20 protein-coding genes are annotated in these 24,176 nt (G+C 74.6%); 11 read left to right on the top strand and 9 right to left on the bottom strand.

Annotated elements, in window-relative coordinates; all coding sequences use genetic code 11:
- Positions 1 to 284 precede the first annotated feature (284 nt).
- The 4 genes from GA0070611_RS11390 (at position 285) to katG (ending at position 6,308) form a co-directional block, all read left to right on the top strand.
- The gene (locus tag GA0070611_RS11390) at positions 285 to 1,925 is read left to right on the top strand and encodes a glycoside hydrolase family 27 protein (RefSeq protein WP_091662297.1); all 1,641 of its coding nucleotides are present in this window, start codon (positions 285 to 287) and stop codon (positions 1,923 to 1,925) included.
- 47 nt (positions 1,926 to 1,972) lie between these two features.
- Positions 1,973 to 3,337, top strand: coding sequence for an extracellular catalytic domain type 1 short-chain-length polyhydroxyalkanoate depolymerase (locus tag GA0070611_RS11385; protein WP_091662293.1), 1,365 nt, complete (start codon positions 1,973 to 1,975; stop codon positions 3,335 to 3,337).
- Positions 3,338 to 3,579: 242 nt separating this feature from the next.
- On the top strand, positions 3,580 to 4,035 hold the full coding sequence (locus GA0070611_RS11380) for a Fur family transcriptional regulator (RefSeq protein WP_091662290.1): 456 nt from the start codon (positions 3,580 to 3,582) through the stop codon (positions 4,033 to 4,035).
- Positions 4,032 to 6,308, top strand: coding sequence for a catalase/peroxidase HPI (gene katG / locus GA0070611_RS11375; RefSeq protein WP_091662288.1), 2,277 nt, complete (start codon positions 4,032 to 4,034; stop codon positions 6,306 to 6,308). Before GA0070611_RS11380 ends, katG begins: the two co-directional genes overlap by 4 nt.
- A 61-nt stretch (positions 6,309 to 6,369) precedes the next feature.
- Here the strand turns inward: katG and GA0070611_RS11370 are convergent, their stop codons facing one another.
- On the bottom strand, positions 6,370 to 7,308 hold the full coding sequence (locus GA0070611_RS11370; protein WP_091662286.1) for a helix-turn-helix domain-containing protein: 939 nt from the start codon (positions 7,306 to 7,308) through the stop codon (positions 6,370 to 6,372).
- A 94-nt stretch (positions 7,309 to 7,402) separates the two neighbouring features.
- Here GA0070611_RS11370 and GA0070611_RS11365 point away from each other — a divergent pair, with 94 nt between their 5' ends.
- The 7 genes from GA0070611_RS11365 to pdxR all read left to right on the top strand — a co-directional run bounded on the left by GA0070611_RS11365 (position 7,403) and on the right by pdxR (position 16,674).
- The gene (locus GA0070611_RS11365; RefSeq protein WP_091662283.1) at positions 7,403 to 8,497 is read left to right on the top strand and encodes a saccharopine dehydrogenase family protein; all 1,095 of its coding nucleotides are present in this window, start codon (positions 7,403 to 7,405) and stop codon (positions 8,495 to 8,497) included.
- Between the two features lie 129 nt (positions 8,498 to 8,626).
- Positions 8,627 to 10,174 (top strand): glycoside hydrolase family 43 protein, encoded by a 1,548-nt coding sequence (locus GA0070611_RS11360; protein ID WP_091662278.1) that lies wholly within the window; start codon positions 8,627 to 8,629, stop codon positions 10,172 to 10,174.
- A gap of 49 nt (positions 10,175 to 10,223) precedes the next feature.
- Positions 10,224 to 10,733, top strand: coding sequence for a hypothetical protein (locus tag GA0070611_RS11355; RefSeq protein WP_157740302.1), 510 nt, complete (start codon positions 10,224 to 10,226; stop codon positions 10,731 to 10,733).
- A 59-nt stretch (positions 10,734 to 10,792) separates the two neighbouring features.
- A complete protein-coding gene (locus tag GA0070611_RS11350; RefSeq protein WP_157740301.1) occupies positions 10,793 to 13,849 on the top strand; it encodes a M48 family metalloprotease in 3,057 nt (1,018 codons plus the stop codon).
- Positions 13,850 to 14,000: 151 nt separating this feature from the next.
- Positions 14,001 to 14,450, top strand: coding sequence for an iron chaperone (locus tag GA0070611_RS11345; RefSeq protein WP_091662266.1), 450 nt, complete (start codon positions 14,001 to 14,003; stop codon positions 14,448 to 14,450).
- Between the two features lie 57 nt (positions 14,451 to 14,507).
- Entirely contained in the window at positions 14,508 to 15,092 is a 585-nt protein-coding gene (locus tag GA0070611_RS11340) for a hypothetical protein (protein WP_091662262.1), read from the top strand.
- 70 nt (positions 15,093 to 15,162) lie between these two features.
- Positions 15,163 to 16,674, top strand: a complete 1,512-nt coding sequence (pdxR, locus tag GA0070611_RS11335) for a MocR-like pyridoxine biosynthesis transcription factor PdxR (RefSeq protein ID WP_091662257.1) — start codon at positions 15,163 to 15,165, stop codon at positions 16,672 to 16,674.
- Here the strand turns inward: pdxR and GA0070611_RS11330 are convergent.
- The 8 genes from GA0070611_RS11330 to GA0070611_RS11295 form a co-directional block, all read right to left on the bottom strand.
- Positions 16,619 to 18,079, bottom strand: coding sequence for a UbiD family decarboxylase (locus GA0070611_RS11330; protein ID WP_091662254.1), 1,461 nt, complete (start codon positions 18,077 to 18,079; stop codon positions 16,619 to 16,621). The genes pdxR and GA0070611_RS11330 overlap by 56 nt on opposite strands.
- Positions 18,076 to 18,444 carry a chorismate mutase gene (locus GA0070611_RS11325; RefSeq protein ID WP_231921412.1) on the bottom strand — a complete coding sequence of 123 codons (369 nt, stop codon included), beginning with the start codon at positions 18,442 to 18,444 and terminating at the stop codon, positions 18,076 to 18,078. Before GA0070611_RS11325 ends, GA0070611_RS11330 begins: the two co-directional genes overlap by 4 nt.
- On the bottom strand, positions 18,441 to 18,788 hold the full coding sequence (locus GA0070611_RS11320; protein ID WP_091662249.1) for a cupin domain-containing protein: 348 nt from the start codon (positions 18,786 to 18,788) through the stop codon (positions 18,441 to 18,443). Before GA0070611_RS11320 ends, GA0070611_RS11325 begins: the two co-directional genes overlap by 4 nt.
- Positions 18,778 to 19,476, bottom strand: a complete 699-nt coding sequence (locus tag GA0070611_RS11315) for a flavodoxin family protein (RefSeq protein ID WP_091662246.1) — start codon at positions 19,474 to 19,476, stop codon at positions 18,778 to 18,780. Before GA0070611_RS11315 ends, GA0070611_RS11320 begins: the two co-directional genes overlap by 11 nt.
- Before the next feature lie 63 nt (positions 19,477 to 19,539).
- A complete protein-coding gene (locus tag GA0070611_RS11310; protein WP_091662242.1) occupies positions 19,540 to 20,844 on the bottom strand; it encodes a TrpB-like pyridoxal phosphate-dependent enzyme in 1,305 nt (434 codons plus the stop codon).
- Between the two features lie 27 nt (positions 20,845 to 20,871).
- A complete protein-coding gene (locus GA0070611_RS11305; protein WP_091662238.1) occupies positions 20,872 to 22,089 on the bottom strand; it encodes an MFS transporter in 1,218 nt (405 codons plus the stop codon).
- Positions 22,080 to 23,315 carry an ATP-grasp domain-containing protein gene (locus GA0070611_RS11300; protein WP_091662233.1) on the bottom strand — a complete coding sequence of 412 codons (1,236 nt, stop codon included), beginning with the start codon at positions 23,313 to 23,315 and terminating at the stop codon, positions 22,080 to 22,082. The genes GA0070611_RS11305 and GA0070611_RS11300 overlap by 10 nt, the downstream gene beginning before the upstream one ends.
- Positions 23,312 to 24,121: a B3/B4 domain-containing protein gene (locus GA0070611_RS11295; protein WP_091662228.1), complete on the bottom strand. Its 810-nt coding sequence runs from the start codon at positions 24,119 to 24,121 to the stop codon at positions 23,312 to 23,314. The genes GA0070611_RS11300 and GA0070611_RS11295 overlap by 4 nt, the downstream gene beginning before the upstream one ends.
- Positions 24,122 to 24,176: the final 55 nt, after the last annotated feature.

The following is a 24,176-nucleotide window of genomic DNA, read 5'->3' as shown; positions in this document are numbered from 1 at the left end:
TTCCGTCCGCGGCGCCGCCCGGCCGGCGCCGAAGACTGGAAGCGTTATGCGCGTCGATGTTAACGTTCTCGCAATGGCTGTGGAACCCGCACGGAACGGGCTTTCCTCGGGTTGTGATCGCTAACAGTGTCGGGCTCGATCACCCACCACGCCGGAGGGTCGACCGGGCCTTGGGCGCCCCGGCCGGTCCGTCGTCCCCACCACCTGCCGTGCCGCCGGGGGCCTCGCGGCCCGTCGGCGGACCCCACCGCCGCGGCGCAGCTGCGTCGCGGGAAGGAGCACCCATGAGACGTCTCGCCTCGCGCTGGGGCACCGCCCTCGCCGCCGCGCTGCTGCTGACCGGCGCCGCGGTCGGGCTGCGCCCGGCGGCCTCGCTCGCCCTCGACAACGGGGTCGCCCGGACGCCGCCGATGGGCTGGAACAGTTGGAACTCGTTCGGCTGCAACATCAACGAGTCGCTCATCCGGCAGACCGCCGACGCCATCGTCGCCAGTGGCATGCGCGACGCCGGCTACCAGTACGTGGTGGTCGACGACTGCTGGTTCAACCCCAACCGCGACTCCGCCGGCAACCTGCAGGGTGACCCGGGCCGGTTCCCCAGTGGCATGAAGGCGCTCGGCGACTACCTGCACGGCAAGGGGCTGAAGTTCGGCCTCTACCAGGTCCCGGTGGACAGGACCTGCGCGCAGTACTTCAACTCGTACCCGGGCGCCACCGGCAGCCAGGGGCACGAGGCGCAGGACGCCCGGCAGTTCGCCGCCTGGGGCGTGGACTACCTCAAGTACGACTGGTGCTCGCCCGGCGGCACCATCGACCAGCAGGTGGCCACCTTCGCCAAGATGCGTGACGCGCTCGCCGCCACCGGCCGGCCGATCGTCTACAGCATCAACCCGAACAGCATCCACGCCAAGACCGGGCCGCAGCGCAACTGGGGCGACGTGGCCAACATGTGGCGGACCACCGAGGACATCACCAACGCCTGGGACACCGGCCAGACCAACGGCTACCCGATGGGCGTCCAGAACATCATCAACGTCACCGTGCCGCTGGCCGGGTACGCCCGCCCCGGCGCGTTCAACGACCCGGACATGATGGAGGTCGGCCGGGGCGGCCTGACCGACACCGAGACCCGCAGCCACTTCGCGATGTGGGCGGTGCTCGCCTCCCCGCTGATCGCCGGTAACGACGTGCGGTCCCAGTCGGCCACCACCCAGGGCATCCTGACCAACCGCAACCTCGTCGCGATCAACCAGGACACCCTCGGCCTGCAGGCCACCCAGGTCTCCTTCGACGGCACCCGTCGGGTGCTGGCCAAGCGGCTGGCCAACGGTGACGTCGCGGTGGCCCTGTTCAACCAGGGTGGCACCACCACCACGATCTCCACCACCGCGGCCGCGATCGGCAAGAGCGGCACCAGCTTCACCCTGCTCGACGCGTGGAGCAACGCCACCAGCAGCACCGGCGGGACCATCTCCGCCAGCGTCCCGGGCCACGGCACGGTGGTCTACCGGGTCAGCGGCGGCGGCACCACCACCCCGCCCCCGACCACCACCGGGACGCTGGTCAGCGCCGCCTCCGGCCGCTGCCTGGACGACCCGAACAGCAACACCGCCAACGGCACCCAGCCGGTGATCTGGGACTGCAACGGCGGCGCCAACCAGCGCTGGACGGCCAACGGGGACACCCTTCAGGTCCTCGGCAAGTGCCTCGACGCGCCGGCCAACGCCACCGCCGGTACCAAGGCCCAGCTCTGGGACTGCACCGGTGGCGGAAACCAACGCTGGAGCCGCAGCGCCGACGGCACCATCCGGTCCGCGCAGACCGGCCTCTGCCTCGACGTCAACGGCGCCGCCACGGCCAACGGCACCACGGTCATCCTCTGGACCTGCACCGCCGCCGCCAACCAGCGCTGGACGCTCCAGTGACCGCCCGGCCCCACCGTCCCGCCCCGTCGAGACCAGAGCGAGCCCCGATGCGAAAACTGCTCCGCGCGGCCCTCGCCGCCGCCCTGCTCCCGCTGGCCGCCGCCGCGGCGCTGCTGGCGGCGCAGCCGGCGTCCGCCGCCACCCTCACCCAGGTGACCAACTTCGGCACCAACCCCACCAACCTCAACATGTACGTCTACGCGCCGACCACCCTCGCGCCGAAGCCGGCGCTGCTGCTCCTGGTGCACTACTGCAGCGGCTCGGCGAGCGGGATCTTCAGCGGCAACGGCCACGACTACGTCACCGCCGCCGACCGGTACGGCTACCTCATCGTGCTGCCCGAGGCCACCCGCAGCGGGCACTGCTTCGACGTCTCCTCGCCGGCCGCGCTGCGCCGCAACGGCGGCAGCGACTCCACCGGCATCATGTCGATGGTCGGCTGGGCCCGGCAGAAGTACAACGTGGACCCGGCCCGGATCGTGGTCAGCGGGTTCTCCTCCGGCGCGATGATGACCAACGTGCTGGCCGCCGAGTACCCGGACGTCTTCGCCGCCGCGTCGGCCTTCTCCGGGGTGCCGGCCGGCTGTTTCGCCACCTCCGACGGGTCGCTCTGGAACGGCCAGTGCTCCAGCGGCAACATCATCCGCACCGCCCAGCAGTGGGGGGACACCGCCCGCGCGATGTACCCGGGCTGGACCGGCGGCTACCCCCGGATGCAGCTCTGGCACGGCACCACCGACACCACCCTCGCCTACCCGAACTTCGGCGAGGAGATCAAGCAGTGGACCAACCTGCACGGCCTGGGCCAGACGCCCGGGTTCACCGATCACCCGCAGTCGAGCTGGACCCGCACCCGCTACGGCGCCACCGGCACCCGGGCCACCGTGGAGGGAGTGAGCGTCTCCGGCACCGGGCACACCCTGCCGCAGTCGGGCATGCTCGCGTACGCGATCTCCTTCCTGGGTCTCGACGCCGCGCCGACGACCCCCTCGCCCACGACGACCCCGACGCCGACCACGAGCCCGTCGCCGACCACGAGCCCGACGCCGCCGGCGAGCCCGTCGCCCACCGCGCCGCCGCCCACCGGGGGTGCGGGCGGCTGTCGGGTGAGCGTCGCGGTGAGCGCCTGGGACACCGGGCTGACCGAGAACATCACCGTCACCAACACCGGCGCGACCGCCGTCAACGGCTGGTCGATGACGTTCACCCTGCCGGCCGGGCAGCGCATCACCAACGGCTGGAACGCCACCTACAGCCCGGGCACGGGCCTGGTCACCGCCCGCGACGTCGGCTACAACGCGAGCATCCCGCCGGGCGGCTCGCAGACCGTCGGCTTCCAGGCCGACCACACCGGCAACAGCGCCGCGGCGGCCGGGTTCACGCTCAACGGGGCGGCCTGCTCGCCGGCCTGACCCGCCGCTCCACCCGGCCGGCCCGACCCGCCGGGGAGCACCACCACCGCGCCCGGGGTGACGAGACGTCGCCCCGGGCGCGGCCGTCCCGTCCCGCCGACCCTGCGCCGGCCGCCCTGTCATTCCGGACAAGGACCCCGGGACCGGGCGGCAGGCGCAGGATCGCACCCGGGTGCGGGGGAGTTCCGCGTGTCGTGCGGGAAAACTTGATTGGTTCCAAAAAAGTGGGCTATGTTCGGGACATGACGTCCGACCTCGAGACGCAGCTCCGGGCGGTCTCGTTGCGCGTGACGAGGCCCCGGTTGGCGGTGCTCGCCGCGCTGCGCGACCACCCGCACGTCGACACCGACACGGTGATCGCCCTGGTCCGGGCCGAGTGCCCCACCGTCTCCCACCAGACGGTCTACGACGTGCTGCGCGCGCTGACCGACGCCGGCCTGATCCGCCGCATCCAGCCGGCCCGGGCGACCGCCCGCTACGAGACGCGGGTGGGGGACAACCACCACCACGTCGTCTGCCGCTCCTGCGGCGCGATCGCCGACGTCGACTGCGCCGTCGGCGACGCCCCCTGTCTCACCGCCGCCGACGACCACGGCTTCGTGGTCGACGAGGCGGAGGTCGTCTACTGGGGCACCTGCCCCGAGTGCGCGACCGACCGTACCGCCCAGAGAACCGCCAGTCCGGAAGGAACCAGATGAGCGACATGCAGGACAACGCTCCCTCCAGCGCGCAGGGCGTGGACGCCAAGGAGGCGGCCGGCTGCCCGGTCGCGCACGACTCCGCCACCGCGCACGGCAGCGAGAGCGAGAACCCGGCGATCGACTCGCCGACCCCGAAGACCGGTGGTCGCCCGCGGACCAACCGGGACTGGTGGCCCAACCAGCTCGACCTGTCCGTGCTGCACGCCCACTCGGCCAAGGGCAACCCGCTCGGGCCGGACTTCAGCTACGCGGCGGAGTTCGCCAAGCTCGACGTCGAGGCGCTCAAGCGGGACATCGTCGAGGTCCTCACCACATCGCAGGACTGGTGGCCGGCCGACTTCGGCCACTACGGCGGCCTGATGATCCGGATGAGCTGGCACGCCGCCGGCACGTACCGGATCGAGGACGGCCGCGGTGGCGCCGGGGACGGCGGCCAGCGGTTCGCCCCGCTCAACAGCTGGCCCGACAACGCCAACCTGGACAAGGCCCGCCGGCTGCTCTGGCCGGTCAAGCAGAAGTACGGCCAGCAGATCTCCTGGGCCGACCTGCTCGTGCTCGCCGGCAACGTCGCGCTGGAGTCGATGGGCTTCAAGACCTTCGGCTTCGGCTTCGGCCGCGAGGACGTCTGGGAGCCCGAGGAGATCTTCTGGGGCCCCGAGGACACCTGGCTCGGCGACGAGCGCTACGCCTCCGAGAAGGAGATGACCCCCGGCGTCGGCGCCACCGAGATGGGGCTCATCTACGTCAACCCGGAGGGTCCGCGCGGCAACGCCGACCCGGCCGCCGCGGCGCACTTCATCCGCGAGACGTTCCGCCGGATGGCGATGAACGACGAGGAGACCGTCGCGCTGATCGCCGGCGGGCACACCTTCGGCAAGACCCACGGCGCCGGTGTCGCCGACGACCACGTCGGCCCCGAGCCCGAGGGCGCGCCGCTGGAGAACCAGGGCCTGGGCTGGCTGAGCACGTACGGCAGCGGCAAGGGCGGCGACACCATCACCAGCGGCCTCGAGGTCACCTGGACCGACCGGCCCACCGAGTGGAGCAACCGCTACTTCGAGATCCTCTTCGGCTACGAGTGGGAGCTGACCACCAGCCCCGGCGGGGCGAAGCAGTGGGTCGCCAAGGACGCCGAGGCGATCATCCCGGACGCGCACGACCCGGCCAAGAAGCACAAGCCGACCATGCTCACCACCGACCTGTCGCTGCGGGTCGACCCGGCGTACGAGAAGATCTCCCGCCGCTTCCTGGAGCACCCGGACGAGTTCGCGCTGGCCTTCGCCAAGGCCTGGTACAAGCTGCTGCACCGCGACATGGGCCCGGTCAGCCGCTTCCTCGGCCCGTGGGTGCCCGAGGCGCAGCTGTGGCAGGACCCGCTGCCGGCCGTCGACCACGAGCTGGTCTCCGACGCCGACGTCGCCGCCCTCAAGGCCAAGGTGCTCGACTCCGGCCTGACCACCGCCCAGCTGGTCGCCACCGCCTGGGCGTCCGCCGCCAGCTACCGCTCCACCGACAAGCGTGGCGGTGCCAACGGCGCCCGGATCCGGCTGGAGCCGCAGCGCAGCTGGGAGGTCAACCAGCCCGAGCAGCTCGCCACGGTGCTGGCGAAGCTGGAGGAGATCCAGCGCGAGTTCAACGCCGGTGGCGGCGCGCAGATCTCGCTCGCCGACCTGATCGTGCTGGCCGGCTCGGCCGCGGTCGAGAAGGCGGCGCGCGACGCCGGTGTCGAGGTGACCGTGCCGTTCCACCCCGGTCGCACCGACGCGACCCAGGAGCAGACCGACGTCGAGTCGTTCCGGGTGATGGAGCCGCGCGCCGACGGGTTCCGCAACTACCTGCGGCCGGGCGAGAAGACCCAGCCGGAGGTGCTGCTCGTCGACCGCGCGTACATGCTGAACCTGACCGCGCCCGAGATGACGGTGCTGGTCGGCGGCCTGCGGGCGCTGGGCAACAACGTCGGCGGCAGCGCGCACGGCGTGCTCACCGACCGGCCCGGCGTGCTCACCCAGGACTTCTTCGTCAACCTGCTCTCCCCGGGCACCCGGTGGAAGGCGTCGCAGTCCGACGAGCACGTGTACGAGATCCGCGACGTGGCCACCGACGAGGTGAAGTGGACCGCCACCGCGGTCGACCTCGTCTTCGGCTCCAACTCCCAGCTGCGCGCCCTCGCCGAGGTCTACGCCAGCGCGGACGCGCGCGACAAGTTCGTCCACGACTTCGTCGCGGCCTGGACCAAGGTCATGGAACTCGACCGGTTCGACCTGGCCTGACGATCCCGGCGACGAGCCCCGGCCGATCATGGATCGGCCGGGGCTCGTCGGCGTCCGGCGGTCAGGCGCTGCGGAACGTCCGCCGGTAGGCGTCCGGCGTCACCCCCACCGTCCGGTGGAAGTGCCGGCGCAGTGTCGCGGCGCTGCCCATGCCGGCCGCCCCGGCGATCACGTCGATGCTGTCGCCGCTGTTCTCCAGCAGCTCCTGGGCGCGGCGGATGCGCTGCGTCGACAGCCACTGCAACGGCGTCGTCCCGGTCACCGCGGTGAAGTGGCGGGTCAGCTGCCGGGTGCTCAGGTTCGCCCGGCGGGCCAGCGCGGTCACGGTCAACGGCCGGTCCAGCCGGGCCATCGCCCACGGCAGCAGGTCGGCCAGCGGATGATCGGTGCGGGCCGGCACCGGCGTGGTGACGAACTGGGCCTGTCCGCCGGCCCGGTGCGGCGGCACGACCAGCCGGCGGGCCACCGCGTTGGCGACCGTCGAGCCGTGGTCGCGGCGGATCAGGTGCAGGCAGAGGTCGATCGCGGCGGCCTTGCCGGCCGAGGTGAGCACGCTGCCGTTGTCGACGTAGAGCACGTCCGGGTCGACCGTCACCCGGGGATGGCGGGCGGCCAGCGCCGCGGTGTGCGCCCAGTGGGTGGTGGCCCGCAGCCCGTCCAGCACCCCGGCGGCGGCCAGCACGAACGCCCCGGTGCAGAGCGAGACGAGCCGGGCGCCGGCCCGGTGGGCGGCGCGGACGGCGTCGACCAGCTCGGGCGACGGGTCCGCGTCGATGTCTTCGACCGCCGGCACGATCACCGTGTCGGCGTCGGCCAGCCGGTCCAGCCCGGCGCCGGGGACCAGCCGGAACGGCCCGATCCCGACCGGGCCGGGGCCGCAGACCACCACGTCGTACCACGGGTCGGCCAGGCCGGACGGGTCGCGGACGAAGACCTCGCAGGCCATCGCGAGCTCGAAGTGCAGCATCCCGGCGGTGGCGGCGAGCGCGACGGTGGCCATGTCCGAAACTGTACGGGGGATGTCGTTGCGGACGCTGTCCCCGGCCGCCCACCGCTGCGAGGCTCTTCTCAGTCGATCTTCGAGGAGATGCACGATGAACGCAGGTCAGGTCGTGGCGGTGTGCGGCGCGTACGGGCACACCGGGCGGTTCGTGGTGGCCGAGTTGCGGGAGCGCGGGTTCGTGCCGCTGCTGCTCGGGCGGGACGCGGGGCGACTGGCGGCGCTGGCGCGGTCGCATCCCGGGACCGGGTACCGGGTGGTGTCGGTCGGGGACCCGTCCTCGCTCGACGCGGCCCTCGTCGGCGCGGACGCGGTCGTCAACTGCGCCGGCCCGTTCGCCGCGACCGCCGCCCCGGTGATCGAGGCGGCGCTGCGGGCCGGGATCGCGTACGTCGACGTCGCGGCCGAGATCGAGGCCAACCTCGACACGTTCACCCACTACACCGACCGGGCCCGGCGCGCGGGCATCCCGGTCGTCCCGGCGATGGCCTTCTTCGGCGGACTCGGCGACCTGCTGGTCACCACCGCGATGGAGGACTGGACGGCGGCCGACGAGGTGCACGTCGCGTACGGACTCAGCGGCTGGCACCCGACGGCCGGGACGCTGGCCTCCGGCACCGTCTCCCGGGACCGGCGCGACGGCCGCCGGGTCCGCTACACCGGTGGCCGGCTCGACTACCACGTCGACGAGTCGGCGCTGCCCACGCTGGACTGGGACTTCCCGGCCCCGCTGGGCCGCCGGTCGGTGCTCGGCGGGTTCACCATGGCCGACGTCGTCACCGTGCCCAGTCACCTGGCCGTCCCCGAGGTGCACACGTACATGACCACCCAGGCGGCGCGGGAGCTGGCCGCCCCGGGTACGCCCGCGCCGACCGCGGTCGACGGCAGCGGCCGGTCGGCGCAGACGTTCACCGTCGACGTCGTCGTCCGCTCCGGCGACACGTGGCGGCGACGGACCGCCAGCGGCCGGGACATCTACGCGATCAGCGCCCCGCTGGCCGTCGAGGCGGTGCACCGGATTCTCGACGGCCGGACCAGGACCACCGGCGTCGCCTCCGCCGGTGAGATCTTCGACGCGCCGGACTTCCTCCGCGCCCTCTCCGCCCACCTGACCGTCGCCGCGCCCGACGCCTCGACCACCCCACTGCCCCGACCGCTCACCGCACAGGCGCGTCCGATGGGTGGGTAAGCCCTTTCCGGCGTCGGCCGGGCGTGGTCGAATCGAGGCCGCCGAGCGCGCGCCCGGTGGCCCGGAGCCGGGGCGGCACCCCGCCGGTCCGCCCGCACCCGGGCGCAGCCGACCCGCAGGAGGCGACCGATGACCGTGGGCCGCGACGACACCGCACCGACCGACGTACGCGGGTGGACCGGCGGCACGTTCGCCAACCCGGTGCTGCCCGGCATGCACCCCGACCCGAGCGTCTGCCGGGTCGGCGACGACTACTACCTGGCCTGCTCCAGCTTCGAGTACTTCCCCGGGGTGCCGATTTTCCACAGTCGCGACCTGGTGCACTGGGCGCAGCTCGGCAACGTGCTGGAGCGGCCGGGCCAACTGCACCTGCCCACCGGCACGGCCGCCTCCGGTGGCGTGTACGCCCCGACGCTGCGCCACCACGACGGGCGCTTCTGGCTGATCGTCACCGTCTGCGCCGACGGCGGCGGCAACCTGCTCTGCACCGCCACCGACCCGGCCGGCCCCTGGTCGGATCCGGTCCGGCTGCCCGGGGTGACCGGGATCGACCCCGACCTCGCCTGGGACGACGAGGGCACCTGCTGGTGCACCTACGCCGGCATCGAGCAGGTGCCGATCGACCCGGACACCGGGCGTACTCTCGGTGCGCCCCGCCGGTTGTGGTCCGGCGCGCCCGGGGCGCTGGCGCCGGAGGCGCCGCACCTGTACCGGGTCGGCGACCACTGGTACCTGCTGATCGCCGAGGGCGGCACCGAACGCGGGCACGCCGTCTCGATCGCCCGCGCGAGCGCCCCGGACGGCCCGTACGAGCCGTGCCCGGCCAACCCGATCCTCACCCACCGGGGCACCGACCGGCCGATCCAGAACACCGGCCATGCCGACCTGGTCGAGGGGACCGACGGGTCGTGGTGGCTGGTGCTGCTCGGCGTACGCCCCGGTGGTGGCACCCCCGGCTGGCACGTGCTCGGTCGGGAGACCTTCCTGGCCCCGGTGACCTGGGTCGACGGTTGGCCGGTGGTGGGTGAGGTGGCGCCGGTCATGGCCGCCCCGGGATGGACCGCCCGCCCGCTGCCGCCGGGACCGGTGCGCGACGATTTCGACGACGACCGGCTGCACCCCCGGTGGCTCTCGGTGCGCTCCCGTCCCGACGACGTCTGGTCCCTGGCGGAACGCCCGGGCTGGCTCACCCTGCGGGCCCGCGGCGCGTCCCCGGACGCCCCCGACGTCACCGTCGTCGGCCGCCGGCAGGAGCACCGGTCGTGCCGGTTCCGGACCCTGGTCGATCCGGCCGGCGGTCGCGGCGGCCTGGTGGTCCGTCTCGACGAGCGGCACCACTACGAGATCGAGGCGGGCGGCGGCGAGGTACGGGTCGTCGCGCGGATCGGCTCGGTGCTGGCCACGGTGGCCAGCCGGCCGGTGCCCGCCGGCCCGGTGCGGCTGCGGGTCGAGGCCCTCGGCGAACCGTCCGGCGACTGGTATCCGGGCAAGGGCCCCGACCTGCTCCGGTTCGGTGTCGAGTCGGCCGACGGCACCCTCGACGTGCTGGCCGAGTTCGACGGCCGCTACCTGTCGACGGAGGTGGCCGGCGGCTTCACCGGCCGGGTGGTCGGGATGTACGCCGCCGCCGGTACCGTCCACTTCGACTGGTACGACCACGAGCGCACCTCCACGTGATCCAATTCCCGACAGCGACCGGTGGAACACGGTCGGTATGGTCGACGTCGTGACGGGTCGTCGGGACGTGGAGCCGCCGCCGGGCGAGGAAGCCGCCGCCGCGGAACTGGCACGCCGGGTGGTGGACCGGGTGGCCCCCGAGGAGGGGGAGATCTTCGACGTCGTCCGGGAGGCGTACCGGCGGGACCCGGCGCGGCTCGCCGCGTCCGCCGACGGTCGCGACCGGATGCTCGGGTTCGGTCTGGAGGGGACCGTGGCCCTGCTGACCCCGCTGGCGCTGGGCATCGGCGTCGAGGTGGTCCGGCAGTTGAGCCTGGAGGCGGTCGGCGCGCTGGAGGTGGGGGACCGGCTGCGCGGCGTGCTGCGCCGTCGGCGCGCGGCCGACCCGCCGGCGGCCCTCGCCCCGGCCCCCGAGTCGGCGGAGCCGGCCCCGGCCGCCGCCGACCACGCCCGGATCCGGGAGGTCGTGCTGACCCGGTGCCGGCAGGCGGGCGTCGACCCCGACCGGGCCGACCTGATCGCCGACGCCGTGATCGGCGCCCTGACCAGCGCCGGCTGACCGTGCCGGCGGCGGGCTCCGGGCCGGCGGGGGAGAAGTGGCCGGCGCTCGAACCACCGGTGAGCGGGACGACGCTGCGGTTCGGCTCGCTCGTCGCCGCGGTGCTCGGCACCGCCACGTACGCCTTCGCCTCGCTCTACACCGCGCTGCCGGCGCACGCCGCCGTGGTCGGGCCGACCTATGCGCGCTGCGAGGAGGCGTACCGGCACGCGCTGCCCGCGCCCGACGCGGACCTGGACCGGTACGCCGCCGGCCTCGACCGGGCCCGGCAGGACCTGATCCGCTGTGTGGCGCCGGTCGAACGGCCCACGGCCGCGTGGGTGCTCGTCGGCCTGGCCGTGCTGCTGGCCGTCGCGGTGGTGCTCCACCTCGCCACGCCCGGCTGGATCCGCCGACGTGGCCGGCTGGTCGAGATCACCGCCGACGGGTTTCCCCGGCTGCACGCCGAGCTGGTCCGGCTCACCGCCGTCGCCGGCCTCGGCCGGCCGCCGACCTTCCTGCTGGACCCGACCGCCGGCAGCCCGGGCGGCCTCGCGTTCGGCCGGGCCGGCCGGTACGCGGTACGGATCAACGCGGGGCTGGTGCCGCTGTCGGTCACCGACCCCGGCACGTTCCGCGCGGTCGTGCTGCACGAACTCGCGCACCTGCGCAACCGCGACGTGGACCTGGCCTACGCGGTGGTGGCGCTCTGGCGGGCGTTCGTCGTGGTGGCCCTCGTCCCGATGGTGGTCCTGCTGCTGCACCCGACGCTGCTGAGCGATCCCGGCCGGGCCCCCTGGCACGGGCCCGGCTACCTGCCGGGGCTGGTGCACCTGGGCGGGCGGGCCGCCCTCTTCGTGGCCGTGGCTTATCTCGCCCGCAACGCCGTGCTGCGCGCCCGGGAGACCCACGCCGACGCCCGCGCCGCCGAGTTCGGCGCCGGGGTCGACCTGCGCGCGGCGGTCGCCCGGACGGCCACGCCGACGGCGGCCCGGGGCCGGCTGCGCCGGCTCGGCGTGCACCCCACCGTCGCGGCCCGGCTCGCCGCGATCGACGACCCGGTCCGCCGGCACCGGCCCGGCGTCGGCGAACTCTTCGTCGCCGGCCTCACCACCGTGATCGCCTTCAGCGGGTTGACCAGGGTCGTCGGGCTCGTCGTCACGCACGACGGGTGGGCCGCACCGCGCGCCGCCGCCTGGATCGTCGCGCCCGTCGTCACCGGGATCCTCGGCGCGGTCGCCTGGCGGGCCCGCCTCGGTGCCGGTGCGCCGGCCGACCGGACCCGCGTCGTGGTGGTCGCGGCGCTGGCGTTCGCCCTCGGCTGGCTGGTCGGCGACCTGGTGACGCTCAATACCCCACTCTGGGACGTCTGGGACCTCCTCGACGGCGGGGCGACGGTGGGCCGCGCCGGGTGGGGTGTGTTCGGCGGCCCGTGGAGCGGCGGCGAGCTCGCCGGTGGCACGGTCACCAGCGGGTACGGGATCGGTTCCGGGCTGCTGGCGGCGGCGGTGCTGGCCGGCGGCCTGGTGGCCCAGGCCGGGGTGAGCGCGGCCGGCGCCCGGACCTGGTCCGCGCGGGGGGCGACCGGCCGGTGGTCCTGGGCGCTGGGCGCCGCCGTCACCGCCCTGCCGTTCGCCGTCTGGCTCGGCATCTGGCATCCGGTGCACGGGGTCCCCTACCTGGTGGGCCACCTCTACCGCCTCGACGCCGCAGACGTGGCCCGCGCCGGCGTCGACATCTGGATCGGGCCCGGGTTCGCCCTGCTGACCCTCTCCTACCCGCCGCTGGAGATCTTTCGGGGCCAGCTGCTGGCGGCACCGGTGGTGGCGCTCGCCTGGCTCTACCCGCTCGCCGCCGGGCTGTGGCGGCGACCGGTCGCCGGCGAGCCGGGGCTGCGCGAGGGGGTCCGGACGGCGCTGCGGGTGGCGCTGGTCGGGGCGGCCGTCTTCGCGCTCGCCGTGCTCGCCACCCGGGCGGCGCTGCGGCTGGCCGCACCGGAACGGGTGGCGGCAGCCACCTTCAACGGGTACTTCTACTACCTCCAGATCGCGGCGGTGGCGGTGGTGCAGGCGGTGGTCGGTGGGGTGCTGGCCGCCCGGGGCCGCCCCCTCGGGCTGGTGCTGGGACAGTTCGCCGCCGCGCTCGTGGCGCTGCTCGGCACGGTGGCCGTGCTCGCCGGACAGACGCTCGGCGGCTGCGTGCCGGCGTTCCGGCTGCACGCGGCGGGCTGCCACCTCCCCGACGACCTGCCGTGGGCGCTCACGCTGCTGCGTACCCTCGCGGTCAAGGGCGCGCTCGCCGCCCTGCTGGCCGGTACGGCGGTGGTCGTGGTGCGGGCGGCGCTGCGCCGGCTGCCGGCCCGCCTGGCGGTGGACCGTCCGGCGGCCCGGTGGGCCTGGTCGGCCGCGCTCCTGGTGCTGCTGCTCGGGACCGGTGGCCTGGTGCTGCGCGGCGCGTACGACGGCGGCGGCGCGACGGCGATTGCCGCCACCCCGTCCCCCTCGCCGGTGAATCCCGCCCCGCCGTCCCCGTCGAGCCCCGCCGCCGCGCGCCCGGCCGGTCGCCCGCTGACCCGCGCCGAGGTCACCGCCGCCGCCGGGGCGGCCGGGCGGGGCCTGCCCGCCGGCTGGAAGCGCAAGGCCCCGTCGTCTCCCAGCAAGGGCCGGTTCGACCCGCCCGCCTGCCGGCCGCTGGCCACCGCCGCCCACCTCACGCCGCTGGCGCGCGCCCGGCGCGCGACGGCCGAGCGCTCCTTCACCAACGGCGGCCGGGTGGCCTCGTCGACGCTGTCGGTCGACGTCGTCTCCTACGCCTCGGTGGTGCCCGAGTCGGTGCTGATGGAGGCCGAACGGAACCGGGCGGCGTGTGCCCGCTTCCGCTACACCGGCGACGACGGCTTCCGGCTGGACTACCGGGTGCACGCCGCCGACCCGCCCCGCCTCGGCGACCAGGCCTGGCGGGTGGAGTACGACCTGGCCACCGTCGGCGGGGTACGGCTCCGGGCCCGCCAGGCGGTGGTCGTCGTGCGGGTGGACCACACCCTGGTCACCGTCTCGCTGCTGGCCATCGAGGAACCGCTGGACGACGGGCTGCTACGCGACGCGCTGGCCCGCACCGTGGCCGCCCTGCCCGGCTGACCCGCCGCGGTCGCCGCCGCCGTCGGGCGTGCGCCCGGCTCGGCCGCCGAGCCGATCAGGAATCGAGAAGCGCCCACGCCACCGGCGGACCTAGCCTTTTCCCTGACGGGCGGCACCACGCCGAGCCGGGCAAACGAGGGGGAACACGAGCATGTCCGAGCAGAATTCGCAGACCGGGTCCGACGGTTTCAGCCCCGAGGAGCGGGCCGCGATGAAGGAGCGCGCCGCCGAGCTGCGGGCCGAGGGCAGGAAGGGCGCCAAGAAGGCCGACGACCTCCAGGCGGTCCTCGACCGGATCGCGCAGATGGCCCCCGACGACCGGGCGCTCGCCGAGCGGGTGCACGCGACGATCACCGCCGCCGCCCCGGATTTGTCGCCGAAGACCTGGTACGGCATGCCCGCGTACGCGAACGCCGCCGGCAAGATCGTCGTCTTCTTCCAGGACTCCGGGAAGTTCAACTACCGGTACTCGACGCTGGGCTTCCAGGACCCGGCCACCCTCGACGACGGCGACTTCTGGCCGGTGGCGTACGCGCTGCGCGCCTGGAGCCCGGCGGTGCAGAAGCAGGTCACCGAGCTGGTGAAGGCCGCGGTCTCCTGAGCCGCACCGCCCCGGCGGGTACGGCGCGGAGAGCGTCCGGCCGATATCGTGAGCCGCATGGCCACCGCTCGATGTCTGCGCGCGCTGCTCGTCGCCGTCGTCCTGGGCCTGGCGCTGCCGGTGGCCGGCTGCACGTCCACCCCCGAGCCGACCTCGCCCGACGCCGTCCCGAGCACGTTCCCGGTCAGCTCGGAGGCACCGTCCACGGCACCCGGCGGGCCCTCGGTGCCCGGTTCGGCGGCACCCGGGTCGCCGGCCGCCTCGCCGCCACCGGCCGCCTCGCCCGCCACCTCACCGGCGCGACCGGTCGCGGATCCGGTCTCCGTGCGGCGCACCGGCGGGCTGGCCGGCGTGACCCAGGAGATCACGGTGGACTCCGACGGCCGCTGGCGGGTACGCGGCCCGGGCACCACCGCCGAGCAGACCGGCCGGCTGGGCGCGGCGCAGCTCACCCGGCTGCACCTGCTGCTCGGTGACCCCTCGTTCGGCTCGGCCTTCTATCCGGGATCGTGCCGGGACGGCTTCCACTACTCGCTGTCCAGCGGCGCCCGGCGGGTCGAGTGGGACGACTGCGGGCGGCCGAACCCCGCCGAGGTGGCCCGGGAGATCGTCGCGCTGCTGGTTGACGCCACCCCGTTCTGAGCACCGCGCGAACCACCGACGGTCGCCCCGGGGCCGCACTAGACTCGGGCGCGGGTCGATCGGGGGACGGGTGGGGTCGTCGCAGCTTCTCGTCGTACTGGACCGGGACAGCTCGGTGCCGTTGCAGCAGCAGCTCTGCGCGCAGATCAGCGCATCGGTCCGTACCGGTCGGTTGCGTCCCGGCGACCCGGTGCCGCCCAGCCGGGAACTGGCCCACCAGCTCGGCGTCTCCCGCACCGTGGTGACCCGCGCCTACGAGCTGCTGCGGGCCAACGGGGTGCTGGCCTCCCGGCGCGGCTCCGGCACCCGGATCAGCGGCACCCTGCCCGACCCGCCGCCGCGCGACGCGCCGGCCGCCCGGACCCCGCTGCGGCCGGAACCGCCGCTGCCCACTGACGCCGGCAGCCCACTGTGGCGGGCCTGGGAGCCGGCGCCGATGCACCGGCCGGACGGGGCGTACGACTTCCGGCACGGCACCCCGGCGCTGGCCAGCTTCCCGGTGGCCCGCTGGCGGCAGTCGCTGGCCGAGGCGGTGAGCCGGGCCGACGCGGTGGCCCTGGGCTACGGCCCGGCGGAGGGCTCGCCGGCCCTGCGGGCACAGATCACCGCGCTGCTGCGGCGCAGCCGGGCGCTGGACGCGGCCGGCGAGCGCACGATCGTGACCAGCGGCGCCACCCAGGCGATGGACATCCTGGTCCGGCTGCTCGTCGGCCCCGACGACGTGGTGGTGATCGAGGACCCGAGCCACACCGTGCTGCGGCAGATCTTCGGCTACTCCCGGGCCGCGGTGGTGCCGGTCCCGGTCGACGAGGAGGGGCTGCGGGTCGAGGAGATCGAGGACCGGGTCCGCGGCCACGGCCTCGACCCGGCCCGGGTACGCCTGGTCTACGTCACCCCGTCGCACCAGTTCCCGACCGGGTTCGTGCTCTCCGAGCGGCGGCGGCGGGCGCTGTTGCGCTGGGCCCGCGAACACGCGGTGACGGTGCTGGAGGACGACTACCACAACGAGTTCAGCTTCGCCCCGGAGCGGCTGCCGTCGCTGGCCGCCGACCCGCAGGACGCCGACGTGGTCTACGTCGGCAGCTTCAGCAAGACCCTCTTCCCGTCCCTGCGGATCGGCTACGCGGTGCTGCCGCCGCACCTGGTCCGGCCCTTCCTCGGGATCAAGTGGATCACCGACCGGCTGACTCCCACGCTGAACCAGGAGGCGCTGGCCGAGTTCATCGACTCCGGCGCGTACGCCCGGCACATCGGCCGGATGGACCGGCTCTACCGGCAGCGCCGGGCCCGGCTGCTCGAGGTGCTCTACGAGCACTTCGGCGCCGGGGTCCAGGTCTCCGGGGCGGCGGCCGGGCTGCACGTGCTGGTGACCCTGGGCGGCGCGCCCGGCGCCGACGAGGCGGCGATCGTGCGCGCCGCCGCCGCCCGGGGCGTGCGGATCTATCCGGCCTCCGGCTACTTCGTCACCCGGCCGCCCGCCGACCCGACCTTCCTGGTCGGGTACGCGGCGCTGCCCGCCGCCCGGATCACCGAGGGAGTGGCGCTGCTGGCCGCCGCGGTGCGGGACGTGACGGCTCGGTGAACCGGGGGCGGTGGAACCGGTCGCGCTGGGCGTACGGCACCGTGCAGTCGAAGACCGCCTTCGCGGTCCGCCCGTCGGCCGACAGCGACGGGGAGTAGCCGGTGTGCTGGCTCGGGTCGAGCGGGAAGCCCTCCCGGTCGGGCAGCACCCGCAGGTCCTGGTCGGCCTGGAACCGGGTCACCATCGCCCACCACAGGTCCTGGTCGGACTCCAGGTCGACGTCCTCGTCGACGCAGAGCACCAGCTTGGCCATCCGGAACCCGTCCAGCACCGCCTCCGCCGCGTCGCGTACCGCGGTGTCGTCGGCCGGGCTCCGTTTGGCGGGCCACTGGAGCACCACCATGAGCTGCCCGCCGCCGGCGGTGTGGCAGTGCGCCGCCCGGGCCGGCGTGCCCCGCCGGCGCAGCAGGTCCAGCACGGCGGCCTCCATCCCGAAGCCGAGCAGCACCGACTGTTCGTGCCCGGGGCCGGAGACGGCCTGCAGGATCGGGTTCTCCCGGGCGGTGATCGCGGTGACCCGCAGCAGCGGCAGCGAGGGGTGCGCCCGGCCCTGGTAGCCGAGGAACTCCGGGGTGGCGACCGCGCCGTCCGGGTTCTCCGGCGCCCGCTCGGCCAGCAGCTCGCCCTCCAGCACGTACTCGGCGTGCGCGATGTACTCGGCGTCCACCGTGCCGCAGCGCAGCAGCTCGACCGGGCGGCCGGCGAGCGCGCCGGCCACCGCCAGCTCGTCGAGTTCCGGCGGGACCAGCGAGGTGGGACAGCAGGAGGAGAGCAGCACCGCCGGGCCGAGCCCGAGGTGGACCGCCACCGGCAGCGGCCGGCCCCGCCGCAGCGCGGCCTGGTGGGCGAGTTCCAGGTCGCGGCCCGGGACCATCCAGATGGTCAGCGTGTCCGGGCCCTGCACGCACATCCGGTGCACCGACAGGTTGCGCACCCCGGTGTCCGGGTCGGTGGCGAGCACCGCGCCGAGGGTCAGGTAGGGCCCGGCGTCGGCGTCGGTGAGCACCGGCACCGGCAGCGCGGTCAGGTCCACCGGCAGCGTCCGGCGGGGCCAGCGGGCCGGGTCGGCGGCGGGCACCGGCGGGCGGGGCGCGGCCACCGCGGCGAGCAGCCGGTGCGGCAGCTCGGCGGGGGTGCAGCCGAGCAGGCCGGCGGCGCGCCGGCGGGTGCCGTAGAGCCCCATCAGCACGGCCCGGCTGGGACCGTGCTCGGGGCGGACCCGGTCGAAGAGCACGGCCGGACCCGGGCCGGTGGGCGGGGCGGCGGGCGCGCCCGCCCAGCGGGCGTAGTGCGCGGAGACGCCGTACCGGGCGGGCAGTTCCTCGGCGACCCGGACCAGCTCGCCGGGGAGCGGGTCGAGGGTGGCCAGCGCGTGCCGCAGGTCGACCGGGGCGGGGCCGCTCATCGCTCGCCCGCCGGGGCGGTGCCGGCGCGGCGGGCCGCCAGCATGTCGAGCTGCATCCGGGTCAGCTCCTCGATCAGCGCCCGGTAGGTGCCGACGGCGACCTCCGGCGGCATGCCGTGCCGGTCGGCCAGCCCGCGTACCCGGTCGAGGACCTGCCGGACCCGGTCCGGCGACCGGACGGCAGCCTCGTCGGACTTGTGCACGGTCAGCTCCCGGACCACCCGGGTGCGCTCGGCCAGCAGCGCGACGATCCGCTGGTCGAGCCCGTCGATGGTGGCGCGCAGCTCGGCGATCCGGGCCGGGCCGGCGGTGGCGCCGGCCGGCGGGGAGCCGGCCGACGCCACGTGGTCGGGACGCTCGCTCACGGCTGGGCGACCTCGTCGATCACGAAGACGACGGTGGGCTCGTCCGCGCTGCCCTGGGAGCGGTGCTTCTCGTCGTCGGGGATGACGAAGCCCATGCCGGGACGGCAGGGCACCGAGCGGTCCTCGAAGTGGATGGTGAACTCGCCCTGGAGCACGTAGCCGGTGTGCCCGCGCAGGCACCAGTGGTGCTCGTCGAAGCCCGCCGGCAGCTCCAGCAGGCGCAGCCGCTGCCCACCCACGTACGCGATCTTGACGCGCCCCTCCGCGCCGGGCTTGTCCCACTTCTCCCACTCGGTGGCGGGGAAGTCGATGCCGACCGGCACGGTCACCTGCTCAGTGGACATTCTCGATCTCTCCTCTGTTCGGGACGGTCTCGCCACGGCGGGGCCGCGGCACACGTTCGTTGGGGTCCCGCTGCGGCAGGACCGGGCCACCCTCGACCCGCTGGTGGCGCTTGAGCAGCTGCACCATGTCCACCATCCGGTGCACCATCCGCTCCAGCGCGTCGATGCCCTCGACGTCGGTCAGCGCGGGCGTGCCGGTGGTGTTGCGCAGCAGCACGGGGAACCCACTGCCCACCAGGATCATGCGGTTGAGCAGCAGGTTGTTGACGATCTGGTTGTGCACCGAGGAGTCGCTGTAGCGCCGCCCGGTGACGATGATGCCGCCCACCTTGTCGGCCAGCGGCCGGGCGAAGCGCAGGTAGCCGACGCCGGCCCGCTCGATGAAGATCTGCATCAGGTGGGCCAGGCCGAACCCGTGCACCGGCGCGGCGTAGATCAGCCCGTCGGCGCGGGTCATCTGCTCCACCAGCGCGGGGACGTCGTCGTCCAGCCGGCAGGGCGCGGTACGGCTGTTGCAGTCGCCGCACGGGCTGCACGGCGAGATCCGGTGCTCGCGCAGCCGGATGGTGCGCAGGGTGACGCCACGCTCGGCGATCAGGCGGCCGGCGTACTCGACCGCGAGGTCGGTGTTGCCGCCGGCCCGTTCGGAACCGTTGATGGCCAGGATGGTGGCTGCGTCGCTGGGCATCGCACCCCCGAGTGCTCGTCGAGCGGGGACGGGACGCCGCACCGCGCCCCGTCCCCGCCCGGATCAGTCCGTCAGCTTGCCGGCGAAGTAGTCGATGTAGGCCTGCATGTCGAAGTGGCCGTGCCCGGACAGGGAGAACAGGATCGCCTTCTCCTCGCCGGTCTCCCGGCAGCGCAGCGCCTCGTCGATCGCCACCCGGACGGCGTGGCTGGACTCCGGCGCCGGCACGATGCCCTCGCTGCGGGCGAACCGCACGCCCGCCTCGAAGCAGGCGGTCTGCGGCACCGCCCGCGCCTCGATCAGGTCCACCTCGCGCAGCGCGCTGACGATCGGCGCCATGCCGTGGTAGCGCAGCCCACCGGCGTGGATCGCCGGCGGCCGGAAGTCGTGACCCAGGGTGTGCATCTTGGCCAGCGGGGTGAGCCCGGCGGTGTCGCCGAAGTCGTAGTCGTAGCTGCCCTGGGTCAGTGACGGGCAGGAGGACGGCTCGGCGGCCAGGAAGCGGACCGTCGGGCCGCCCTCGAACTGCCGGCGCAGGAACGGCAGGGCCAGCCCGGCGAAGTTGGAGCCGCCGCCGGCCGCGCCGACCACCACGTCCGGGTAGTCGCCGGCCAGTTCGAGCTGGAGCAGCGCCTCCTGCCCGATGATCGTCTGGTGCATCAGCACCAGGTTGAGCACCGAGCCGAGGGCGTACCGGGCGCTGCCGCCGCTCTGCATCGCCGCCTCCACCGCCTCGGAGATGGCCAGGCCGAGGCTGCCGGTGGAGTCCGGGTCGGCCGCCAGCACCGCCCGCCCGGCCTCGGTCCGATCGCTCGGGCTCGCGGTGACCGTGGCCCCGAACGTCTCCATCAGGCCCCGCCGGTACGGCTTCTGGTCGTAGCTGACCCGGACCATGAAGACGTCGCACTCCAGGTCGAAGTACGCGCACGCCATGGAGAGCGAGCTGCCCCACTGGCCCGCGCCGGTCTCGGTGGTCAGCCGCCGGACGCCGTCCAGCTTGGAGTAGTACGCCTGCGGGACGGCGGTGTTCGGCTTGTGGCTGCCGGCCGGGCTGACCCCCTCGTACTTGAAGTAGATCCGGGCCGGGGTGCCGAGGTCACGCTCCAGCCGGCGGGCGCGGATCAGCGGGCTGGGCCGCCACTGCCGGTAGATGTCCAGCACCGGGCCGGGGATCTCCACGTCCCGCTCGGTGCTGAACTCCTGGGCGATCAGGCCGGACGCGAAGAGCGGGGCGAGGTCGGCCTCGGTGATCGGTTCCCGGGTGCCGGGGTGCAGCATCGGGGGCAGGCCCTTGGGCAGGTCGGGGACCACGTTGTACCAGGTGGTGGGGATGTCGCTCTCGGGTAGGACGAACTTCGTCGTGGTCATGGCCTCTTCCGGAAAGGGGTGGGTGGATCAGGGATTGGCGGTGGCCGGTGCGGCGGGCGCAGGCGCCGGCCGGCCCTGGGGTCGCACCCGCAGCGCTGCGAACGCGACGACGCCGACCAGCGGGGTCAGCAGGAGCAGGAGCAGGACCGGGCGGTGCCCACCGGCCTGCCAGACGAAGCCCAGCCCCATCGGCACCACCAGCCGGGCGGAGCTGAGCACGAAGCCGTTGAGGGCCATGAAGCCGCTGACCCGCCGGGCGTCGACGTGGTCGGCGATGTAGGTGGGCACCACCACCGAGGCGATGATCTCGCCGAGCGTCCAGACCACGGTGGAGAGCAGCACGGCGGGCAGCGAGAAGGCGAAGACCAGGACCGCCATCCCGGCCGACCAGAGCAGGCCCGCGACGATCAGCAGGCTCCGGGTCGGGTACGCCTTGATCCGCTTCTCGATCAGCAGGCCGGCGCTCACCACGACCACGCTGTTGATGGTGTAGACCGCGCCGACCACCGCCACCGACGAGCGCAGCACCTCGGTGACCGCCAGCGGCAGCGTGTACTCCAGCCCGATCAGTGGCGCGACGTAGCAGAACGACACCACCACCAGCACCGCCACGTCCAGGTCCCGGCGCAGCCCGGCGGGACGGGCGGAGGCCGTCACGGCCGCCGCGCCCCGCCCGGCGTCGGCCGGTACGCAGAGCCGGATGGTGAGTGCCGCGAGCAGCCCGATCAGGATGTTCCCGGCGAACATCAGGTGGTAGGAGTACGCCGCGGCCAGACCGCCCAGCAGCGGACCGATGCCCATGCCCAGGTTGTTGGCGATGTAGCTGACCGTGTACGCGAACGGGCGCTGCTCCGGCTCGGCCAGGTCGGCGATCAGCGTGTTGGCGGCCGGCGCGAACATCCCCATGCCCACCAGGGCGACGAAGAGCAGCGCCGCGTACGTCCACGGTGGGCCGTCGAGCGCGGCCAGGCCCAGGTAGCCGGCCGCGTTGAGCACCAGGCTGGACACCAGCGCGGCGCGCCGGCCGGCCCGGGCGCAGACCGGGCCGCTGAGCAGGCTCCCGGCGAGCAGGCCGGTGCTGCCCACCGAGATCAGCACCCCGGCCTCACCGGTGCTCAGCTGCCGGCTCCGCACCAGGTAGACGGCGAGCAGCGGGAAGACGAACATGCCCGCCCGGTTGATGAAGGAGGCCAGCACCAGCATCCGCAGCGGGCGCGGCAGGGCCCGGAACCGGCTCAGCCACATGACGGCTCCCCGGCGGGCTCGGTACGCACCTCGAAGGCGTCCCGGATCACCTTGAACCGGGCCCGTACGTCGTCGAAGTCCCGGCCCGCGCAGACGTACCAGCCGAGCACGTCGTTGGAGGCGGTCGGCGGGGCGAGCACGTCACCGACGCTCTTCCACACGTCCGCGTCGAGCACCGAGTCCAGCGCCCGCAGCTCCTCCGCGCCGGTGATCGCGGTGATCCGGCCGTACCGGTCGGAGCAGAGGTACTCGGTGCCGACCTCCGGGCCGAGCACGGCGGCCGGCACGTGCCCGGGGTCGAGCTCCAGGCGGCACCACTCGCCGGCCAGGTTGATGCCCCGGCCGGCCTGGATGGCCGGGACGATCGAGCCGCCGCCCGCCCGGGCCGCCGCCTCGCCGAAGACCACCTCGCCGTCCTCGCGCAGGAAGAACTCCACGTGCGCCACCCCGGTCCGCATCCCGAAGCCGCGCAGCACGGCGCTGTTGGCGGCCAGGATGCGCCGCTCGGCCGGGGTCAGGTCGTGCTTGCGGGAGACCGTGCCGCCGGGCTCGTCGCGGAACTCGAGGATCGAGTACGTGTAGCGGGAGAGCTGGTCGAAGACCACCTCGCCGTCGCGCAGCAGCGAGTCCACGTGGTACTCGACGCCCCGGACGTACTCCTCCACCCGGTAGTCGTGGCGCGCGTCGGCGACTAGCGGCCAGACCCGGGCCAGCTCGTCGGCGGAGTCCACCCGGTGGGTGTCGCCGCAGGCCCAGCCCGCGTACGGCTTGATCACCACGGGCCAGCCCACCTCGGCGGCGAACTCGGCGACCGCGCCGACGGTGTCCGGCCGGCAGGAGCGGGCCACCGGCACGCCCAGCTCGGTGGCCCGGCGGTGCATCACGTTCTTGTCCCGGAAGGCCAGCGCCTGCTCCGGGTCGAGGCCGGGGATGCCGTGCTCGCGCCGGCACTGCGCGGCGGTCAGCACGTCGCCCTCGAAGAGCGGGAAGATCCGCTGCACCGGGTGGGCGGCGATGATCCGCCGCACCGCGGCCCGGACCGCCGCCGGGTCGTCCAGGTCCGCCTGGTGGCAGGGCAGGCCGGCGGCCTCGGCGGCCGGCTGGCCGGTCGGCAGCAGCACCACGGTGGTCACGCCGAGCTCGGTGGCGGCCGCGACCATGCTGCGGAACTGGGCGGCGTAGCGGCCGGCCGCCGGCCGGTAGACGATCAGGATCGCGCGGTTCACGACCGGCTCCTCAGCTCGCTGCCGCCGGCCGGCGCGCCGGCCGGGGACGGGTCGGCGTCGCGCAGGACGACGGCGGGCGTGCCGGCGTCGAGCACCGCCCGCTGCCGCGGCAGGCCGGACCCGCCGGCCAGCTCGTCGAGGGCGGCGGCGAGCCGGCCCAGCGCCGCCTCCACCTCGGCCCGACCGCCCGGGTGGGCCGCCTCGACGGTGAGCAGCAGCCGGTGCCGGCCCAGGTCGGTGCGGACCAGGTGGCCCTGCCGCCAGTTCCAGCGCCGTGAGTGCGCCCGCCCGTCGGCGTCCGCGTAGACGACCTCGCCGGGTTCGGGCCGCTCCGGGGCGTCGGGCGCGCCCAGCGGCAGGTACGTCTCGGTGCCGTCGGCCGGGCGGACGACCAGGTCGGCGACCCCGGTGAGCGCGCAGGAGGCCACCGGCAGCGCCGCGTCGAGCGAGACCGCGTTGCAGAGGTCGACTAGGGCGTTGATCCGGGGCAGCCGGTCGCCCCGGGCCACCCGCCGGGCGATCGACTCCGCGGCGCACGGGAACCGGTTCGGGTTCACCCCCACCGCCCGGTACGCCGCCCGCCACGCGGCGATGCCGGGCAGCTCGGCCACCCCCGCCTTGTCCAGGTCGGCCCGGTGCAGCGCGTCCTCGGCCGCGGTCAGCAGCGCCGACACCGCCGGGTGCGCCGGCTCGACCTGGATCGCCGGTACGGCGATCAGGCCGAGGACGTACTCCGGCACGCTGGTCGTCACCCGGTCGTCGATGCGTACCGAGAGCGGCTGCGCACCGTCGCTGAGCTGGGTCATCGTCATCCTCGTCGGTCGGGTCACACGGTCGTCTCGACCGTAGGCAGCGGGCCGG

The sequence above is a fragment of the Micromonospora auratinigra genome (genome assembly GCF_900089595.1).
Classification (GTDB): domain Bacteria; phylum Actinomycetota; class Actinomycetes; order Mycobacteriales; family Micromonosporaceae; genus Micromonospora; species Micromonospora auratinigra.
The sequence above is the reverse complement of the archived record's forward strand: the minus strand, read 5'-3'. Positions and strand labels throughout refer to the sequence as shown.

What these genes read in the sequence shown, in the direction of transcription:
- GA0070611_RS11390 (WP_091662297.1), top strand. Translation starts at nt 285, where the DNA reads ATGAGACGTCTCGCCTCGCGCTGGGGCACCGCCCTCGCCGCCGCGCTG.
- GA0070611_RS11385 (WP_091662293.1), top strand. Translation starts at nt 1,973, where the DNA reads ATGCGAAAACTGCTCCGCGCGGCCCTCGCCGCCGCCCTGCTCCCGCTG.
- GA0070611_RS11380 (WP_091662290.1), top strand. Translation starts at nt 3,580, where the DNA reads ATGACGTCCGACCTCGAGACGCAGCTCCGGGCGGTCTCGTTGCGCGTG.
- katG (WP_091662288.1), top strand. Translation starts at nt 4,032, where the DNA reads ATGAGCGACATGCAGGACAACGCTCCCTCCAGCGCGCAGGGCGTGGAC.
- GA0070611_RS11370 (WP_091662286.1), bottom strand. Translation starts at nt 7,308, where the DNA reads ATGGCCACCGTCGCGCTCGCCGCCACCGCCGGGATGCTGCACTTCGAG.
- GA0070611_RS11365 (WP_091662283.1), top strand. Translation starts at nt 7,403, where the DNA reads ATGAACGCAGGTCAGGTCGTGGCGGTGTGCGGCGCGTACGGGCACACC.
- GA0070611_RS11360 (WP_091662278.1), top strand. Translation starts at nt 8,627, where the DNA reads ATGACCGTGGGCCGCGACGACACCGCACCGACCGACGTACGCGGGTGG.
- GA0070611_RS11345 (WP_091662266.1), top strand. Translation starts at nt 14,001, where the DNA reads ATGTCCGAGCAGAATTCGCAGACCGGGTCCGACGGTTTCAGCCCCGAG.
- GA0070611_RS11340 (WP_091662262.1), top strand. Translation starts at nt 14,508, where the DNA reads ATGGCCACCGCTCGATGTCTGCGCGCGCTGCTCGTCGCCGTCGTCCTG.
- GA0070611_RS11330 (WP_091662254.1), bottom strand. Translation starts at nt 18,079, where the DNA reads ATGAGCGGCCCCGCCCCGGTCGACCTGCGGCACGCGCTGGCCACCCTC.
- GA0070611_RS11320 (WP_091662249.1), bottom strand. Translation starts at nt 18,788, where the DNA reads ATGTCCACTGAGCAGGTGACCGTGCCGGTCGGCATCGACTTCCCCGCC.
- GA0070611_RS11315 (WP_091662246.1), bottom strand. Translation starts at nt 19,476, where the DNA reads ATGCCCAGCGACGCAGCCACCATCCTGGCCATCAACGGTTCCGAACGG.
- GA0070611_RS11310 (WP_091662242.1), bottom strand. Translation starts at nt 20,844, where the DNA reads ATGACCACGACGAAGTTCGTCCTACCCGAGAGCGACATCCCCACCACC.
- GA0070611_RS11305 (WP_091662238.1), bottom strand. Translation starts at nt 22,089, where the DNA reads ATGTGGCTGAGCCGGTTCCGGGCCCTGCCGCGCCCGCTGCGGATGCTG.
- GA0070611_RS11295 (WP_091662228.1), bottom strand. Translation starts at nt 24,121, where the DNA reads ATGACCCAGCTCAGCGACGGTGCGCAGCCGCTCTCGGTACGCATCGAC.